The organism is Spirosoma lacussanchae (genome assembly GCF_005870035.1).
GTDB classification, from domain to species: domain Bacteria; phylum Bacteroidota; class Bacteroidia; order Cytophagales; family Spirosomataceae; genus Spirosoma; species Spirosoma lacussanchae.
On record NZ_SWJG01000009.1, the window covers coordinates 23,801 to 40,252 of the forward strand.

At 57.0% G+C, this 16,452-nt stretch carries 13 protein-coding genes; 5 read left to right on the forward strand and 8 right to left on the reverse strand.

Annotated features, from left to right (window positions below):
- Window positions 1-111: 111 nt before the first annotated feature.
- The 3 genes from FBR45_RS22315 to FBR45_RS22320 all read left to right on the forward strand — a co-directional run bounded on the left by FBR45_RS22315 (window position 112) and on the right by FBR45_RS22320 (window position 3,698).
- Entirely contained in the window at window positions 112-2,202 is a 2,091-nt protein-coding gene (locus tag FBR45_RS22315; RefSeq protein WP_138506476.1) for an alpha-1,4-glucan--maltose-1-phosphate maltosyltransferase, read from the forward strand.
- 185 nt (window positions 2,203-2,387) lie between these two features.
- Complete coding sequence (locus FBR45_RS26445; protein ID WP_171044941.1) at window positions 2,388-2,552, forward strand: chryseobasin-related MNIO class RiPP peptide; 165 nt, start codon at window positions 2,388-2,390, stop codon at window positions 2,550-2,552.
- Between the two features lie 9 nt (window positions 2,553-2,561).
- Window positions 2,562-3,698, forward strand: coding sequence for a multinuclear nonheme iron-dependent oxidase (locus tag FBR45_RS22320; protein WP_138506478.1), 1,137 nt, complete (start codon window positions 2,562-2,564; stop codon window positions 3,696-3,698).
- Window positions 3,699-3,701: 3 nt separating this feature from the next.
- On the opposite strand, the gene FBR45_RS22325 is transcribed toward FBR45_RS22320, so the two are convergent.
- From FBR45_RS22325 to FBR45_RS22350, 6 genes are all read right to left on the reverse strand, one after another.
- Window positions 3,702-4,310, reverse strand: coding sequence for a chemotaxis protein CheB (locus FBR45_RS22325; protein ID WP_138506479.1), 609 nt, complete (start codon window positions 4,308-4,310; stop codon window positions 3,702-3,704).
- Entirely contained in the window at window positions 4,292-5,101 is an 810-nt protein-coding gene (locus FBR45_RS22330) for a CheR family methyltransferase (protein ID WP_138506481.1), read from the reverse strand. The genes FBR45_RS22325 and FBR45_RS22330 overlap by 19 nt, the downstream gene beginning before the upstream one ends.
- Before the next feature lie 9 nt (window positions 5,102-5,110).
- Window positions 5,111-5,476: a response regulator gene (locus FBR45_RS22335; protein ID WP_138506483.1), complete on the reverse strand. Its 366-nt coding sequence runs from the start codon at window positions 5,474-5,476 to the stop codon at window positions 5,111-5,113.
- A 180-nt stretch (window positions 5,477-5,656) separates the two neighbouring features.
- A complete protein-coding gene (locus FBR45_RS22340; protein WP_138506486.1) occupies window positions 5,657-9,274 on the reverse strand; it encodes a response regulator in 3,618 nt (1,205 codons plus the stop codon).
- Window positions 9,275-9,294: 20 nt separating this feature from the next.
- The gene (locus tag FBR45_RS22345) at window positions 9,295-10,887 is read right to left on the reverse strand and encodes a response regulator (protein ID WP_138506488.1); all 1,593 of its coding nucleotides are present in this window, start codon (window positions 10,885-10,887) and stop codon (window positions 9,295-9,297) included.
- A 319-nt stretch (window positions 10,888-11,206) separates the two neighbouring features.
- A complete protein-coding gene (locus FBR45_RS22350) occupies window positions 11,207-12,448 on the reverse strand; it encodes an ABC transporter permease (RefSeq protein WP_138506490.1) in 1,242 nt (413 codons plus the stop codon).
- Between the two features lie 257 nt (window positions 12,449-12,705).
- On the opposite strand from FBR45_RS22350, the gene ggt reads away from it, so the two are divergent.
- Window positions 12,706-14,508 (forward strand): gamma-glutamyltransferase, encoded by a 1,803-nt coding sequence (gene ggt, locus FBR45_RS22355; protein WP_138506492.1) that lies wholly within the window; start codon window positions 12,706-12,708, stop codon window positions 14,506-14,508.
- A gap of 99 nt (window positions 14,509-14,607) precedes the next feature.
- Here the strand turns inward: ggt and FBR45_RS22360 are convergent, their stop codons facing one another.
- Together FBR45_RS22360 and FBR45_RS22365 are read right to left on the reverse strand one after the other, a co-directional pair.
- A complete protein-coding gene (locus FBR45_RS22360) occupies window positions 14,608-15,219 on the reverse strand; it encodes a DUF4142 domain-containing protein (RefSeq protein ID WP_138506494.1) in 612 nt (203 codons plus the stop codon).
- Window positions 15,206-15,793, reverse strand: coding sequence for a DUF4142 domain-containing protein (locus FBR45_RS22365; protein ID WP_138506496.1), 588 nt, complete (start codon window positions 15,791-15,793; stop codon window positions 15,206-15,208). Before FBR45_RS22365 ends, FBR45_RS22360 begins: the two co-directional genes overlap by 14 nt.
- A 311-nt stretch (window positions 15,794-16,104) precedes the next feature.
- Between FBR45_RS22365 and FBR45_RS22370 the strand changes: the two genes are divergently transcribed.
- Entirely contained in the window at window positions 16,105-16,449 is a 345-nt protein-coding gene (locus tag FBR45_RS22370) for a hypothetical protein (RefSeq protein WP_138506498.1), read from the forward strand.
- Window positions 16,450-16,452 lie beyond the last annotated feature (3 nt).

A 16,452-nucleotide genomic window follows, 5' to 3' on the forward strand; every position in this document is an offset into this window, starting at 1 on the left:
AAATTCGGACGCCGGGTTTTTAGCATAAAACGGCGGCTGCACTGTTTCTTTGCAGCACGGTTCTGGCCTGAAAAACCACTTTGAACGTCAACTAACTTACGTGTATCACGAATGAATAGTCCCAAAACAGCACCTGCCCGTTCGCGTAGTAAAGCGTCGGCCGTGGCTCCAACTGTATCTGCCGATGCGACACTACCCGTGGCTGTCGCATTGCCGCTCATCGACGGACAATCGCGAGTGGTGATCGAACGCGTCAGCCCTGAACTCGACGGGGGGCGCTTCCCCATCAAAGCCGTGCCGGGCGATGTGATCGCGGTAGAGGCCGATGTATTTGCCGATGGACACGACTACCTGTCGGTCCGGCTGCTCTACAAACATGCCGACGAGGAAAGCTACCGCGAAACGGCCATGGCGCTGCTGGGCAACGACCGCTGGGGGGCGTCGTTTGTGGTTGAGAAGCAGGGCCGTTATACCTACACCATCGAAGGCTGGGTCGACCACCTGGCCTCCTGGCAACACGAAATACACCTGAAAGTAGCCGATGGCCAGCGCATCACGAGCGAACTGCTGGCGGGCGCGCAATACGTTGACGGACTCATCCGGCGGGCCGGTGGCGACACGAAACCCGCCCGGAAAGGAGCCAAAGCGGCCGATGAATCAGCCGACCTGAAAGCGCTGCGCGAGATGGCTACTCTGTTCCGCGACGAGAGCCGTTACGACGAAGCGGTGTCAGTAGCCGAAAGCGACCAGTTTACCTTCTTCGCCAAACGATATCCCGAGCGCCAGCATCCTGCACGGTACAGTTCCGAGCTGGGCGTTGAGGTAGACCGGGCCAGAGCTGGCTTCAGCACCTGGTACTGTCTGTTTCCCCGCTCGGCCGCGCGGGAGGAGGGCAAGCATGGAACCTTCCGCGATGTGGAGGCTTTGCTGCCGCGCATTGCCGGCATGGGTTTCGACGTGCTGTACCTGCCGCCCATCCATCCAATCGGGATGGCGCACCGCAAAGGCAAAAACAACTCGGTAATTTGCCAGCCGGGCGAGCCGGGGGTACCTTACGGAATTGGGTCGGAGCTGGGCGGGCATGACGCCATCCACCCCGAACTGGGCACGGTCGAGGATTTTAAGCACCTGATTGCCATTGCTGCCAACTACGACATGGAGGTAGCCATGGACCTCGCCATTCAGTGTTCGCCCGATCACCCCTGGGCTAGAGAACACCCCGAGTGGTTCAAAAAACGGCCCGACGGAAGTATTCAGTACGCCGAAAATCCGCCCAAGAAATACCAGGATATTTACCCCGTTTATTTCGAAACCGAAGACTGGCAGAACCTATGGCTGGAGCTGAAACGGATATTGCTCGTGTGGGGGTCGTGGGGCGTGCGTATTGTCCGCGTCGATAACCCGCATACCAAACCGTTTGCGTTCTGGGAGTGGCTCATTGCCGAAGTCAAGAAAGAGTACCCGGATATGCTGTTTCTGTCCGAGGCTTTCACCAAGCCTAAAGTGATGCAGGAGCTAGCCAAGCGTGGGTTTGCCCATTCCTATACCTACTACACCTGGCGGAATACCAAAGCCGAGATGCAGGAGTACCTGACGGAACTGACCCAGGGCGAGATGCGGCACTATTTCCGGCCTAACTTCTGGCCAACCACGCACGATATCAACCCGTATAGCCTGCAGGGGGGCCACGAGCCGCAGTTCCTGATCCGGTACTTCATGGCGGCTACGCTGTCGAGCAACTACGGCATTTACGGCCCGTCGTTCGAGCTGATGGAACATGTGCCGTTCCCCAACAAAGAAGAATTCCTGAATTCCGAAAAGTATGAAATCCGGTACTGGGACTGGAACAAAACCAATAAGCTGACCTACCTCATCGGGCTGACCAACCGCATCCGACGCGAGAATGCCGCCCTGCAGCAGACCAACAACCTGACCTTTTGCACCGTTAGCGACGATGCGATTATGGCGTATCTGAAAACGGCTGCCAGCAACCGCCTGCTGATCGTGGTCAATACGGATGCGTACCAGCGCCGGGCCGGTATGGTTCAGGTGCCGATCTGGCAGCTGGGCATCGGTGGCGACGAGTCGTATCAGGTCCACGATCTGCTAACGGGGGCCTACTACACCTGGAAGGGCGAATGGAACTACGTGGAGCTGGACCCTTACGTGCTGCCCATGCACATCTTCCGCATCGAACGGTAAACGGATTTTTTCGTACGATGTCCAACGCGCCGGCGACTTCAGGTTGCCGGCGCTTTTTTTGGCGTGTCTCCCGTAAAAAAACGGTTGCTTTTCCAACCGCGGAGCCGACAAGCGGGTCTGGAGAACAGAACTGCCTGCCAGTGAGCGGGTGGCTTGTTGTTTCACCCATTCCTGTTCCTGAACGTATGAAAATCTCCAAACCAATTTTGCAGGCCATGGCGCTGGCCGTAGCCGTAACGACCGTTGGCAGCAGCTGCAAAGACGGCCTTGTGAAACCAAAAAAAGAAGAAGCGAAGAAAGAGCAGCAACGGAAACTACCCGACAACTGCCCGGCCTGCGGCATGGGATAATCCCTACCTATGATCGACATTCGCTCATCGATAGCCTGTAACCTCGACAGCCATATACTGCGGGCTGCGCTGCCGCTCTTTGCCGACGAGAAAGTAGGCGCTATCGAATGGTCGTTCGATGCGCTGATTAACCAACGATCCATGCCTGACTGGTTTGGCGAGCTGCTCCGTACCTACAGCGAAGCGGGTTGCCTGGTAGGCCACGGGGTTTTCTACTCCCTGTTCTCGGGCCGTTGGACGGGGGCGCAGCAGCAGTGGCTGGATCAGCTGAGATCGCTCAGCCGGACCTACCGGTTTGACCATGTTACCGAACATTTCGGGTTCATGACCGGAGCCGACTTCCACAAAGGGGCTCCCATGAGTATTCCGTTTACCGAGTCGACACTGGCCATCGGCCGCGACCGGCTGGTGCGCTTGCAGGACGCCTGCCGCTGCCCGGTAGGTCTCGAAAATCTGGCGTTCGCTTATACGATCGATGAGGTTAACCGGCACGGCGCTTTTCTGAGCCAGCTGATCGAGCCCGTTAACGGGTTTATCATACTCGACTTACACAACCTCTACTGCCAGAGCCGGAATTTTGGCGTTGAACCGGACGCTTTGCTGTCGCTGTATCCGCTCTATCGGGTGCGCGAAATTCACCTCTCGGGCGGAAGCTGGGCGCCGTCGGCTGTTGAGCCGGGCCGGACCATCCGGCGCGATACGCACGACGATGCGGTGCCGGCCGACGTTTTCCGGCTGCTGAAACAGGCCATCGACCTGTGCCCGAACCTCCGCTATGTCGTGCTGGAGCAGCTGGGGGCGGGCCTGCAGACCGATGGGCAGCAGAGCCAGTTTCAACAGGATTTTCTGTGGATGGACCATATCGTACAGACCGCCAACCAGATCCGCAACTCCCTGATCAATCACTCGTTTCTGCCGCGCCGGTTCCACGTGCCTGACTCCAGCCCGCTGGAAGACCCGCTGCTGTATGCGCAGCAACTCGAACTGTCAGACATTCTGGAAACGTCGGTAAGTTGCGCACAGGCGCAGCAACGGCTGGCCGGGTCGGGGCTGGCCCGGTCCAACTGGGCGGTAGAAACGTGGCAGCCTGCCATGCTCGAAACGGCCCTGGCCATTGCGCAGAAGTGGAAAAACGGCTTCGACTGACTCTCAGCGACTACGAGTCGTGTTGAGGTCGTTGATAAACCGGATCAGCCCCGGAATGTCGAATACATAGTCGGCGGCTCCGCCCGATATAGCCTGTTGCGGCATAAACCCAACCTGAGCCGTATCGGGCTCCTGAACAACCGTAAAACCGCCCATGCTTTTGATGGCCTTCAGCCCAGCGGTTCCGTCGGCGTTGGACCCCGACAGCAGCACCCCCACCAGCGACGACCCGCATACGTCGGCTGCCGACTCGAAGGTAACGTCGATGGACGGGCGGCTGTAATTGATTTTCTCGGAATCGTCGAGTGAGAAGGTGCCGTCGCGTTCGAGCAGCAGGTGGTAATCGGCCGGGGCCAGGTAGATCGTGCCGGGCCGGATAACGTCTTTGTCGTCTACTTCCTTGACCGGAACGGACGTTTTGAGGGAGAACAGATGGGCCAGCGTGGAGTCGGCCGTATTCCGGCGATGCACCACAATGATGAGCGCAAACGACAGGGGGGGCTGTAAAGCAGGCAGCAACCGCAGCAGCACATCGATGCTACCGGTAGAACCGCCAATAACGACAACCCTACAGTCGACAGAATGACCCGCGTTTAGCCTATTTTCCGCCATATTTTTTCGCCTTCGAGTTGTTTGTAGCGGGGCTGGATGCTGGAAAATTTCAGGGTTTCCTTGCTGCCCAGCCCCAGGTAGCTGAGCGGAGCCAGACTCTCATCAAATAGCGTAAGGACCCGCTCCTGTAATGTCTTCGTAAAATAGATCAGCACGTTTCGGCACAGGATCAGGTCAAACTCATTGAACGACCGGTCAGATACCAGGTTATGCGTCGAAAAAACCATTTTCTCGGCCAGCTCTTCGTTGAACTTCACCCGTCCGTAATGCGCTGTGTAATAGGTCGAAAAATCGGTTGTGCCACCCGACAGGATGTAGTTTTCGGAGTACTGCTTCATGGTGCTCATCGAGAAAATACCCTGGCGGGCCGATTCCAGTACTTCGGGGTTGAGGTCGGTGGCGTACAGAATCGACTTGTGCAGCAGCCGGGCTTCTTTTAGCAGAATAGCCATCGAGAAAACCTCTTCGCCCGTTGAGCAGCCCGCGTGCCAGATCCGGATAAACGGCTTGGCCATCAGGGTTGGCAGTACTTCGGCGCGCAGAGTTCGGTAGTACATGGGGTCGCGGAACATCTCGGTTACGTTTACGGTCAGCTCTTCCACGAACCGTTTCAGGTAATCGGGATCGGAGCGGACCCGGTAGCGCAGTTCGGCAAAGCTCGGAAACTTGTCGAGCGTCCACAGACGGTTGATGCGTCGTTTCAGCGACGCCCGGGCGTATTGCGTAAAGTCATAACCGTATACCTCATAGAGGTCTTTTAATAACAGATCGATTTCTTCCTCCTCAATCATAGTCATTCATCAGATAGTCGACAGCAGTTGCAGCAGCCGGTCTACATCAATGGGCTTGGCAATGTAGTCGGTCGCGCCCGCGCGCAGGCATTTTTCCCGATCGCCGACCATAGCCTGCGCCGTCACCGAAAAGATAGGGGTGTTGCGTCGGCTGTCGAGGTTTTTGATGCGCGGAATGGCTTCGTAACCGTCCATGTCGGGCATCATCATATCGATCAGGATGGCATCGATCGGGCTCTCGGTTTTGAGGATGTCCAGGGCATCGCGGGCGTTCAGGCAGGACACACACTCGAACGATCTGGCCTTCAGCGTAGCGGTCAGGGCGAATATATTCCGGGCGTCATCGTCAATAATCAGGATTCGTTTTTTTGGCATGTGTCAGGGATGTTTGAGGAGAAGGTAGTTGAGTTTGAAAGTCTGGCCGGGTTTTGCTGTGCGGTTTGTCACTGTGGTCCGTGCGGTCGGCGCCCCGACCGCACGGATCACAATGTAGAGACGCGACCGCCCCGGCGCCCCGGCCCTCGCGTCTCATAGGCGTCAGCTAATCCACTACAGCTACGCCCGGTCGTAGAGCCAGACGCGCAGCAGGGAAACGAGCTGGTCAATGTCAACGGGTTTGGTGATGTAGTCCGATGCGCCCGCCTGAATGCATTTTTCCCGGTCGCCGGTCATGGCTTTGGCCGTTACGGCAATGACGGGCAGGTTGCGCCACTGATACTGCTCCCGAATCTGGCGGGCGGTTTCGTAACCATCCATCTGGGGCATCATCATGTCGAGCAGCACCACGTCGACGTCGGGGTTTTCGGCCAGTTTCTGCAGGGCTTCTTTGCCATCCAGCGCGGCAATGACGGTCATGTTGTACTGCTCCAGGGCTTTCGACAGCGAAAATATATTCCGAACATCATCATCGGCGACCAGCACCGTTTTGTTGGTCAGCACCTGACTCAGGCCACCGAGCTTCTTGCTGGCGCCGTTGGTGCCGCTGGCGGCTTTGTTCTCTTCGACCAGGTGCAGAAACAGCGACACCTCGTCGAGCATGCGCTGGTACGAGTGGGCCGTCTTGACAATGATCGAGTCGGCATATTGCTTGATTCGGAGCTCCTCGGCCATAGACAGGCTTTTGCCGGTAAAAATGATGATAGGCAAGTTCTCGAAACCAGGGTTCTTTTTGGCTTCTTCCAGCGTCTCGTAGGCTTTATGGTCGGGAATGCCCATGTCCAGAATGACGCAGTCAACCTCCCGGCGCTTCAGCGCATCGATCCCTTCCGTCACGTTGCTCTTCAGCTCCGAGCTGATATCGAATGTTTCCAGGAAATAGGCCAGGGCTTTGGCATGTTTGGGGTTATCTTCAATGATCAGTACCTTTTTGGGGTCGCGGTTGAGGACGTACTCGATCTTTTTGAACACATCCTGCATCTGTTCAAACGCCATTGGCTTATCGACAAAGTCGATGGCCCCTTTCATCAGACTCTCGTTCCTGAGCTTGTGCGACGACATGATATGTACCGGAATGGGGCGGGTCTGCGGGTTGGCTTTCAGCGCGTCCATCACCTCCCAGCCGCTCATAACGGGCAGCTGAATATCGAGTAGAATACCCACCGGTTTGTATGTCATGGCCAGCTGGAGGCCCTCGTCGCCCCGAACCGACACAATTCCTTTGTAGCCTTTCTTGCGGGTGTAGTCGAGCAGCGATTTGGCGAAGCTGGTATCATCTTCCACGATCAGCAGCGTTTTGTCCTGCTCCGTAATGGTGTGCCGATCGTCGGGGATGGCTTCCGGAATAACGGTGCTGATGTACCGGCCAGGCTCCGCAGCCGGGCGTTGGGGCGGAGCGGCTACCGGGATGGGCGTCGGCTCAGGCTGGGTCGGTGATGGGCTGGCCGAACTGACCGGTTGGTTCGGCGAAATGGGCAGGTGAATAGTAAACGTACTGCCCTTGTCGACCTGGCTCCGGAGGGTGATCTCACCACCCAGCAGCTTGGCCAGCTCGCGGCTGATCGACAGGCCCAGACCGGTGCCGCCGTACTTGCGCTTGGTCGACCCATCGGCCTGCTGGAAGGCTTCGAAGATCAGCGGCTGCTTCTCGGCAGGTATGCCAATGCCCGTATCGGTTACGATGAAACAGAGCGCGTTGGGCCGCGACGTCTCCCGCTCGACAGCCAGCGATACGCTGCCCGCAGCCGTAAACTTAAGGGCGTTGGAGAGGAGGTTTTTCAGTATCTGCCCGAGTCGGGTCCGGTCGGTTTCGATCAGGGCGGGCACGTCGGGTGCCGTCGTGATGGTGAAGTCGAGCCCTTTTTCGCGGGCCAGCATACCGAACAGGGCCTGGAGTTCGTCGGTGATGTCGGTCAGGGCTACCTCCTGGTATTCGAGTTTCATCTGCCCGGCTTCGATCTTCGACAGGTCGAGGATTTCGTCGATCAGCCCCAGCAGCCCGTTGCCCGATGACTGAATGACCCGCGCGTACTCGACCTGATCGTCGTTGAGGTTGGCTTCGGTATTTTCGGCCAGCAGGCGGCTCAGCAGCAGAATCGAGTTGAGGGGCGTCCGCAGCTCGTGCGACATATTGGCCAGAAATTCGGACTTGTAGCGCGTGGCCAGCTCCAGCTCGTCGGCTTTTTTCTGGATGTCGTTGTTTTTTTCTTCCAGCAGCAGGCCCCGCTCTTCGAGTTCGGTATTGGTTTGCTGGAGCTCTTCCTGCTGAACTCGCAATTCCTCTTCCGACGCTTGCAGCTTCTGGGCCTGCATTTCCAGCTCGGCGTTCAGGTTCTCCATTTCGCTATGCTGCGCCTGCAGCTCTTCGGCCTGGGCCTGGGTTTCTTCGAGGAAATTCTGGAGCTTGACGTAATCCAGCGCGGCATTGACGCCCATGGCCATCCCTTCGCGGTTGGCTTCCACAAATTCGAGCGTCAGCGGGTCGGGTTTGTCCAGCAGGCCCAGCTCCAGCACGCCCAGGCAGGTATCGCCGTACACGAGCGGAGTCAGCAGCAGCGCGTTGGGTACCGCTTCGCCCAGCGACGAGCTGATCCGGCTGTAGTCGGCGGGTACGTTGTCGACCACCATCGTTTTTTTGCGTTCGATGACGTGGCCAACCAGCCCTTCGCCGGATTTGACGGTGACAGGCACGTTTTTGGCGGCAAAACTGCCGGCCAGTGAGAAGGTGAGGTTGTTATCGAGGAGGTAGATTGTACCCAGCGGAGCCCGGAGGTAGTCGGCCATGGTATCGATCAGACGGGTAGCCAGCCGGTTGATGTCGCGTTCACCCCGAATAGCGTCGCTGATGCGGACGGCTCCGCTCTGCAGCCAGTTTCTGGCGTTGAGATCGGTAAAGGTCTGTTCGAGCGCGCCGGCCATCTGGTTCAGCGCCCGCGCAATACGGCCCAGCTCGTCGTCTTTGGTGTCCTGACTTCTGACGGCGTAGTTACCAGCCGCAATGCTCTGGGTAATGTCTTCCATGACGGCAATCCGCCCGGCCGTTTCGATGTATTTCTCTTCGGCTTCCTGCTGCCGCGCAATCCGGTCGTCCATATCTTTTTTGATACGGACGTAGGTGAAGGCGGTAATCAGCATAGAAATAATGGCCGATATAACCAGCAGGAAGGGCGTATAGGTAATATAGACCTGCTGTTGCTGCGTGCGGCTGCGCAGCAGGGCGTTCTCTTCGGCTTTCATCCGCTCCACAACAGTCCGTAGCTCGTCCATCACCTGCCTGCCGCGTACCATCTCCCGATGGCGGGCTACGGTATCCCGGCTGAACCCTCTGTTGCGAACGACCATGTTGATGATCCGCTGCATCTGCGCAAACTTGGCCTCGTACAGCCCTTTCGCCTGCGTCAGGTTTTTCTGTTGCGCGGGGTTATCGCTGGTGAGGTCGCGGAGTCGTTCGTGGCTGGCCAGTACTTTCTGCCGGCTGCCTTCGTAGGGTTGCAGAAACTGGGGGTCGAGCGTCAGCAGATAGCCACGCTGCCCTGTTTCGGCGTCTTTCATGAAGGAGATAATATTCTCCGATTCAATCAGGACCTGGTTGGTGCGGTTGACCAGCTGCGAGTTGCTGATCAGTTTCTGGATGCTGTAGAACGAAGCGGTCAGGCTAATTAGCAGCAGCAGCGTTGATAGGGAAAAAACGAGTTGTAGCTGCCGGATTACCGAGTTCGACGTTGAGGTTGGTGGCATGTGTGCAAATAAATAGGGACTTACAGTGAGCTGGAATCAGAGAGCCGCTGGGGTTGGTTGACCGGCAGGATCAGAATAAACCGCGTGCCCTCGTTGGGGCGGCTCCGGGCCGAGATCAGGCCGTTATGTTTGTCGATGTTCTTTTTGGCAATGGCCAGCCCGATGCCCGTGCCTTCGTAGCTGGTGCGGCTGTGGAGTCGCTGAAAAATAACAAAGATCCGGTCGAGGAATTTCTCGTCGAAGCCGATGCCGTTATCCTGTACCACAAGTCGGCAGAACGGACCCTCATCGGCGGGGTCGCCATCGATGGCTTTCCGGTCGATGCGCTCGCCGAAGATGCTGATGACGGGCGGCTGATCGGGCTGCGAAAACTTAAGCGCATTGCTGATCAGGTTCTGGAAAACCTGCCGGATGCGGGTCGGTATGACATCCAGAACGGGGAGGGGCGCCACCGTAACGAGCGCCGACCGGCGGCTGATCACATCGTCGAAGTCGAGCAACAGGTCGTCGAGCAGGTCGTTGAGGTCGGTTGGCTGAAACGGTTCGGGCGCCGACAGCTGCGAGTACGCCAGCAGGTCGTTGATCAGCGCCGACATCCGCGCCGACGACCGGATGGAGCGGTCGAGGTACGAAACCGCTTCGTCGTTGTCTTTGAGGTATTTCTCTTTGATCGTATCGTTGAGGAGCTGAATTTTTCGGAGCGGCTCTTTCAGGTCATGCGACACCACCCACGTAAACTGCTGCAGTTCGTGATTGGTGCGTTCCAGCTCAGCGTTCTTAAGCAGCAGCTCGTTGGTCCGGATTTCGACCTGTTGTTCGAGCAGTTCGGCAGCCTGCTTCTGGGGGTGAATGTCGGTAAACGTCCCGATCCAGCGGGTCAGCACGTCCTGTTGCCGGATCGGCAGAATGCGCAGCAGGTGGTAGCGGTAGTCGCCCGTACTGACGTTTTTGAGCCGTACCTCGCGGGTAAACTCGGTAACCGCATCGCGGCACGATTCCCAGCCGGGGCAGATGTCATCGTCGGCGTGGATGTCGGGAAAGGTGGTTGGGCTGGCCGCGTACCGGAACCAGTGTTCGTTCACGTATTCAAGTTTGCCGTCGGGGGTAATGGTAAAGGCCATCTGCGGCAGGGTCGCCAGCACGGTCTGTAGTTCCTGAACCCGGTCCGCCAGCTCTTCCTGGGCGCGCTTGCGAACGTCGACTTCTTTGCGGAGCGAATCCTGAATGGTGCGTAGCTCCTGCTGCTGTTCGTACAGCTTCCGAAGGGTCTTTACTTTCAGCACCAGAATATCCGGGTCGACGGGTTTGGTCAGGTAGTCGACGCCCCCGGCGGTATAGCCTTTGGTGATAAACCGCTTCTCGGTGTTGACCGCCGACAGAAAAATGATGGAGGTGTCGCGGGCTTTGCTAAAACCGGCAATGGCATTGGCCACCTCGAAGCCGTCCATCCCTGGCATCTGAACGTCGAGGATGATGACAGAGTAGGCGTTCTTAAGCACTTTCTTCAGGGCTTCTTCCCCCGAACCGGCTGTATCGACCGAAAAACGATGCAGTTCGAGAATCTTCTTGAGGGGAAGAATATTTTCTGGCCTGTCATCAACAATGAGAATCATGTAAAAGCTACTAGTTAGAACGAGGATATCGAAGGCGTTTAGTCATTACGTTACGGTGTATACGGTAGGTAAGTCCAGACGGCTTATATCCAACTGATCTACTAAAGAGCCAATTGAACCGAATGCGGCTGTGTAATTCCGGCGTGAAGATAAATGCCAAAGTCAGGTGCTTCCAAATCGGTAGCCCATATAGACCTAAACCACATTGGTAAGGTTTTGATTAATAAAGTACCAGGTTCCAGCCATGGAGGACTGGTTTTTCCAGGACACTGGCTGCCGACAGGAGCTGACCGTGTTCGTGACTAACTGGTAATCGGGTTTACTTGGCCCGGATGGCGATAACGGGGTCCATACGGGCAGCCGAAAATGCCGGAATGATGCCGGACAGAATCCCGATCACGCTCGATACGCCCAGGCCGAGAATGATGTTGCCGGCCGTCAGCTCAAGGTCCAGGCTGCCCAGATTCACGAAGGAAAGCAGATATACGAAGAAAATTCCCGCCAGTCCGCCCACCAGACTCAGCAGCACGGCTTCGAACAGAAATTGGAAGAGGATAAAGTAGTTCTTGGCGCCCAGCGATTTCTGAATGCCGATGATGTTGGTCCGCTCCCGTACGCTGACGAACATAATGTTGGCAATGCCGAACCCGCCAATCAGGATCGAGAATCCGCCAATGACCCAGCCCGCTACGGTCAGCACGCCAAAAATGCCGCCAATCGCCTGGGCCAGCGCTTCGGGCCGGTTGATGGCGAAGTTATCATCCTGAGTAGGCCGCACACCCCGGCGGGTACGCATCAGCCCCCGAATTTCGCTCTCCAGTTCAAGCAACCCCTGGTCGTCGTCGTATCCTTTGACGGCTATGCTGATACTCGGGTTGATGGAGTGGAACATCTTGGCAAACGCACCGATCGGAATCAGGCATTTGATATCGGGATTGCCCCCCACGTTGAGGATACTTTCCCCTTTACGCTCCTGAACCCCGATGACTACGTAGTTGAGTCCATTCAGTTTGAAGGACTGACCAACCGGCTCCTGACCTGGAAACAGATTGTCGGCCACGTCGGACCCGATGATGGCTACGTTGCGGGCGTTGTCTATCTCCTGCTGGGTGAAATAACGGCCCTGTTCGATGGGGACGTCCGAGATCTTGTTATAGTCGAAGGTGGTGCCCTGAATCAGGGACGACATGCTGTTATTTCCCTGCTTTATCGTTACGCGTCCCTTGAAGTCGAGCGCTACAACGGCCTGGGCGGTTTCGAGTCGCTCGGCCAGGAATTTGTATTCGTTCATGCTCGGCTCGGGCCGCTGGAAATACTTCCACCACTGATACTCGCCCCCGAACGACCACGGCCATTTTTCTATGTAAACGACCTTGTCGCCGATGAACGACAGGCTGTCTTTGATGTTACGCTCCAGCGAGTCGACCAGCGTAAAAACGGCAATGATGGCAAATATGCCAATCGTAACGCCCAGCAGAGAGAGGGTGGTACGAAGCAGATTCGAGCGTAGCGCCTGCCACGCAAACCGGAAACTTTCGAACGTCTGGCGAATAAACTGCACGTTGTATAAAGGACAAACCGCCGGAGCGGGCCGGGTGGAAAAACGAGTGTATGAATATACGGCGTCTTTAGCCGACTACCAACGGTTTTCGGACGGATGCGCAGCCTGGGCGGATAAGTGGTTGGTGAAACGTTCCTGACCAGCTTCATGCTACAGGCAAACGCTGTTGGCTATGAGCCAGGGCGGGGTTTGGTTTCTACCGATTCTGTGATTTCTTTTGTTATTGTCCCAATACGCTCATACAACCTGTTGGCTCCATGATAAAACGTATCCTACCCCATGCTCTACTGCTGGCTGCATCGCTGGCGGCCTGTAAGACCCAGTCGCCCGGTACGACTGCATCGACAACCCGTATTCAGGAAAGCCAGGGCGTTTACCAGTACCGCGACGAAGACCCATCCGTAAAGCCGTTCTATTCGGACCGGCAGGGCGTAATCGGGCGTAACGGCATGGTGGCGTCGGCGCATCCCGAAGCGTCGGCGGTCGGGCTGGCTATTTTGCAGGCGGGGGGCAACGCGGTCGACGCAGCCGTGGCGGTGCAGTTTGCGCTGGCGGTCGTGTATCCGGGTGCGGGTAACATTGGCGGGGGCGGCTTCATGGTTTACCGCGACCGCGACGGCAAGGCCTACACGCTCGACTATCGCGAAAAAGCGCCGGGCCAGGCCACGCAGAATATGTACCTCGACTCGCTCGGTAACGTACGGGCGGGGCTGAGCATCAGTGGTCACCTGGCCAGCGGGGTGCCGGGCTCGGTAGATGGGATGGTCGAAGCCCACAAACGCTTCGGCAAACTGTCGTGGACGCAGGTGCTCCAGCCAGCTATTGATCTGGCGGCCCGGGGGTTCGCGCTCACCGAACGCGATGCGCTGGGGCTCAACCGGATCAAAAATGACCTGAACCGAATCAATCCCGGCAAGCCTTATTTCCTGAAAAGCACCGTTCCGGCCGATACCCTTACCTGGCACAAAGGGGACCGGCTGGTGCAGACGGATCTGGCCAGAACCCTGCAACGCATACAGGCACAGGGGCGGGCGGGCTTCTACGAAGGCGAAACGGCCCGGCTGGTTGCCGAAGAGATGCAGCGCGGGGGCGGCCTGATTACCGAAGCCGATCTGAGCAACTACCATTCGGTCTGGCGCGAGCCCATCAAGGCGGCCTACAAACAGTATACGGTTATCACCATGCCCCCTACGTCGAGCGGTGGGGTAGCGCTGGTGCAGCTGATGCGGTTTACGGAACCGTTTCCATTGCGTCGGTGGGGCTGGAACCGCGACAGTACGGTACAGGTGATGATCGAAGCCGAACGGCGCGTCTATGCCGACCGGGCCAAATTTCTGGGTGATCCTGATTTCATAAAAGTGCCAACCCAGCAACTGATGAGTCCTGACTACCTGCGCAGCCGCTGGATCGACTTCTCGTTTGCCAAAGCCACCGACAGCCAAGCCGTACGGGGCGGCACGATTCCGGGCTACGAGAGCCTCGAAACTACCCACTTCTCGGTCGTCGATAAAGACGGCAATGCGGTCAGCATCACAACGACCCTGAACGGGGGCTATGGCAGTCGCGTAGTCGTGGGAGGAGCCGGCTTCTTCCTGAACAACGAGATGGACGATTTCAGCGTAAAGCCCGGCGTTCCCAACATGTTCGGGCTGATCGGGAATCAGGCCAACGCCATTGCACCCAACAAGCGGATGCTGTCGAGCATGACGCCCACTATTCTGGAAAAAGACGGTAAACTGTTTATGGTTGTCGGTACGCCCGGCGGATCTACCATCATTACGTCGGTCTATCAGACCATCCTGAACGTGATCGAGCATGGTATGACCATGCAGCAGGCGGTCAACGCCCTGAAATTCCATCATCAGTGGCTCCCCGATAAAACGACATTCGAGAACGGCGCTTTTTCTGAAACGACCGTTCAGTCGCTACAAAACCGGGGTTACGTGCTCGAACGAATGACCAACACCCTCGGACGCATGGACTGCGTGCTGATTCGGCCCGACGGCAGCTACGAAGGGGCATCGGACCCCCGCGCCGACAACACCGCCCGCGGCTACTGATTTTAATGATGAGTGATGAACGATGAGCGATGAGTGGGGGAGTTACCCGTGTCCGTGGGGACACGGGTGCCTACGATGATCATTCATCACTCATCATTATTAACGTTTCGCTTTTTCGGCTTCGGTCATGAGGTCGTCGGCGTGGGCGGAGATGGTTAGGGCGAGGTTTTTAACTGTCGGACTGCTGGCGTTCTGGTTGAGGTTCTTGGTTTTGCTAACCAGCTGATCGTACAGGTCGGCCAGGTAGCGCAGGTAGCGCTTATCGAAATCAGCACCGGCTTTCTCACCCCGCAGCGCATTGACCATCGATTCGCTATCCGTCGATAACGTTTGAGGCAGCACAATGGCGTAGGTCCGGGCCACGCTGTCGAGGCTGGCCTTGTGCCGACGTTCCTGATCGACCGACCGCTGGGCCAGGGCTTTCACGGTTGGATCGGTAGTCCGTTCCAGCGCCAGTTCGCTGAGCGTACGGGCCGTCTGGCTGGCGTTTGCGACGGTTCCCATAAATTCAGCTACGTCTTTGGCATTGGCTTTAGAGTCGGCGGGCAAACGCGACTCCTGATCGGGCGTTACTTGTTCGATCAGACTATCGTTAGTTGCTTCGGCCACTTTTGTACTGTCTTTTCGGGCCGAGCAGCTCCCCAGCCACAGGGGCGTCGCTGTGAGCAGCAGACAGGCCAGTCTTCGCAGGTCGTGGTTACTCCAGTACATTTTTGAGCTGTTTGGCCTGGTCCTTATGCTTCTCGTCGTTAGTCTGTACCTTTTTGGCAAGCTCCTTTACCGCGTCGTTGGGAGCGTTATCGTCAAGATCATCGGCTATATCGAGGGCCTTATCGTTGACCTTGGCCATCTCGGAGAGGTAGTCGATGTCGAAAGCAGTACCTGCCTGAGCATCCTGTAGGTCATCGATTCGGCTCTTACCCTCCCGGGCCATAGTCGTCGGCAGGGTGACGTTCAGCTGACGGGCCAGCGCCCGCAGATCCCGTTCCGACTGCTGATGTTCGTTCATGGCCTGCTGGGCCAGCGCCTTAACCTGCGGATTGGTGGCTCGCTGAAACGCAACCTTGCTCAGCTCGTACTCGGTCATGCTCATACTGGCCAGATCGACGAGGCTTTTGGAGACGTCTTTTGCCTTGTCTTTATCGTCGTCGCTGATGGCAATTGCCTGCTTATCGATTCGTTCTTCGTTGACCTTATTGGCTTTGCTGGTACTGTCGTCGGATGCGCAGCCTGCGTTTATCAAAAAACCTGCCAGGAGTGCGGCAGACATAAGCGTTGGTTTCATAGCGTTTATGGATTTTCTACCTAACAGAACCCGATTGGTCAACGCTTGTTTGGTTTCAAGGCATCATGCCACCCGCCAGTCAACCTTCCATCTACTGGTTTAGCGGTCGGGTCGTAAGTCGGCTAAAGTCATACGCTCGGTAACCCCAGCAGTCGGCGCACCGTCAGAGTACGGTACGATGGCTGCCTGCTAAACAACCTCTTTCCCATACTGGTCCGCATCAAAGAACCATACGAAGTAGATACCCAACGCTGGCGCACGGAGCGCGGCTGGACGAAGCTATCGGAGCCATCCCGGTTGCTGGGAAGCATGTGTTCAACAGTCACGCGCAAACGGTCAACGCGCTGATGGGCCGGACGGGCGGCTTATTCGAGGGGCCTTTTCATCGGGAGTGGGTCGATCAGGATACGTACTTCAGTCAGCTCGTTTTTTATATGCACAGCAACCCCCTAAAGCACGGCTTTGTGTCAGACTTCACAACCTATCCACACTCCTCTTATCAGTCGCATCTGTTAACAAAACCAACCCTGCTAAAGCGCCAGTTTATACTCGACTGGTTCGATGGGCACCCGTCATACATCGACTTCCACGCCGGTATGACCCGCGAAACGCTTTCACTCGCTCACGCCACCACGATCAGGATCTGCGGCCACTGATCG

Coding starts and splice junctions, on each gene's coding strand:
- FBR45_RS22360 (WP_138506494.1), bottom strand. CDS start 15,219: ATGTACTGGAGTAACCACGACCTGCGAAGACTGGCCTGTCTGCTGCTC.
- FBR45_RS22345 (WP_138506488.1), bottom strand. CDS start 10,887: ATGATTCTCATTGTTGATGACAGGCCAGAAAATATTCTTCCCCTCAAG.
- ggt (WP_138506492.1), top strand. CDS start 12,706: ATGATAAAACGTATCCTACCCCATGCTCTACTGCTGGCTGCATCGCTG.
- FBR45_RS22315 (WP_138506476.1), top strand. CDS start 112: ATGAATAGTCCCAAAACAGCACCTGCCCGTTCGCGTAGTAAAGCGTCG.
- FBR45_RS22335 (WP_138506483.1), bottom strand. CDS start 5,476: ATGCCAAAAAAACGAATCCTGATTATTGACGATGACGCCCGGAATATA.
- FBR45_RS22325 (WP_138506479.1), bottom strand. CDS start 4,310: ATGGCGGAAAATAGGCTAAACGCGGGTCATTCTGTCGACTGTAGGGTT.
- FBR45_RS22320 (WP_138506478.1), top strand. CDS start 2,562: ATGATCGACATTCGCTCATCGATAGCCTGTAACCTCGACAGCCATATA.
- FBR45_RS22340 (WP_138506486.1), bottom strand. CDS start 9,274: ATGCCACCAACCTCAACGTCGAACTCGGTAATCCGGCAGCTACAACTC.
- FBR45_RS22330 (WP_138506481.1), bottom strand. CDS start 5,101: ATGATTGAGGAGGAAGAAATCGATCTGTTATTAAAAGACCTCTATGAG.
- FBR45_RS26445 (WP_171044941.1), top strand. CDS start 2,388: ATGAAAATCTCCAAACCAATTTTGCAGGCCATGGCGCTGGCCGTAGCC.
- FBR45_RS22365 (WP_138506496.1), bottom strand. CDS start 15,793: ATGAAACCAACGCTTATGTCTGCCGCACTCCTGGCAGGTTTTTTGATA.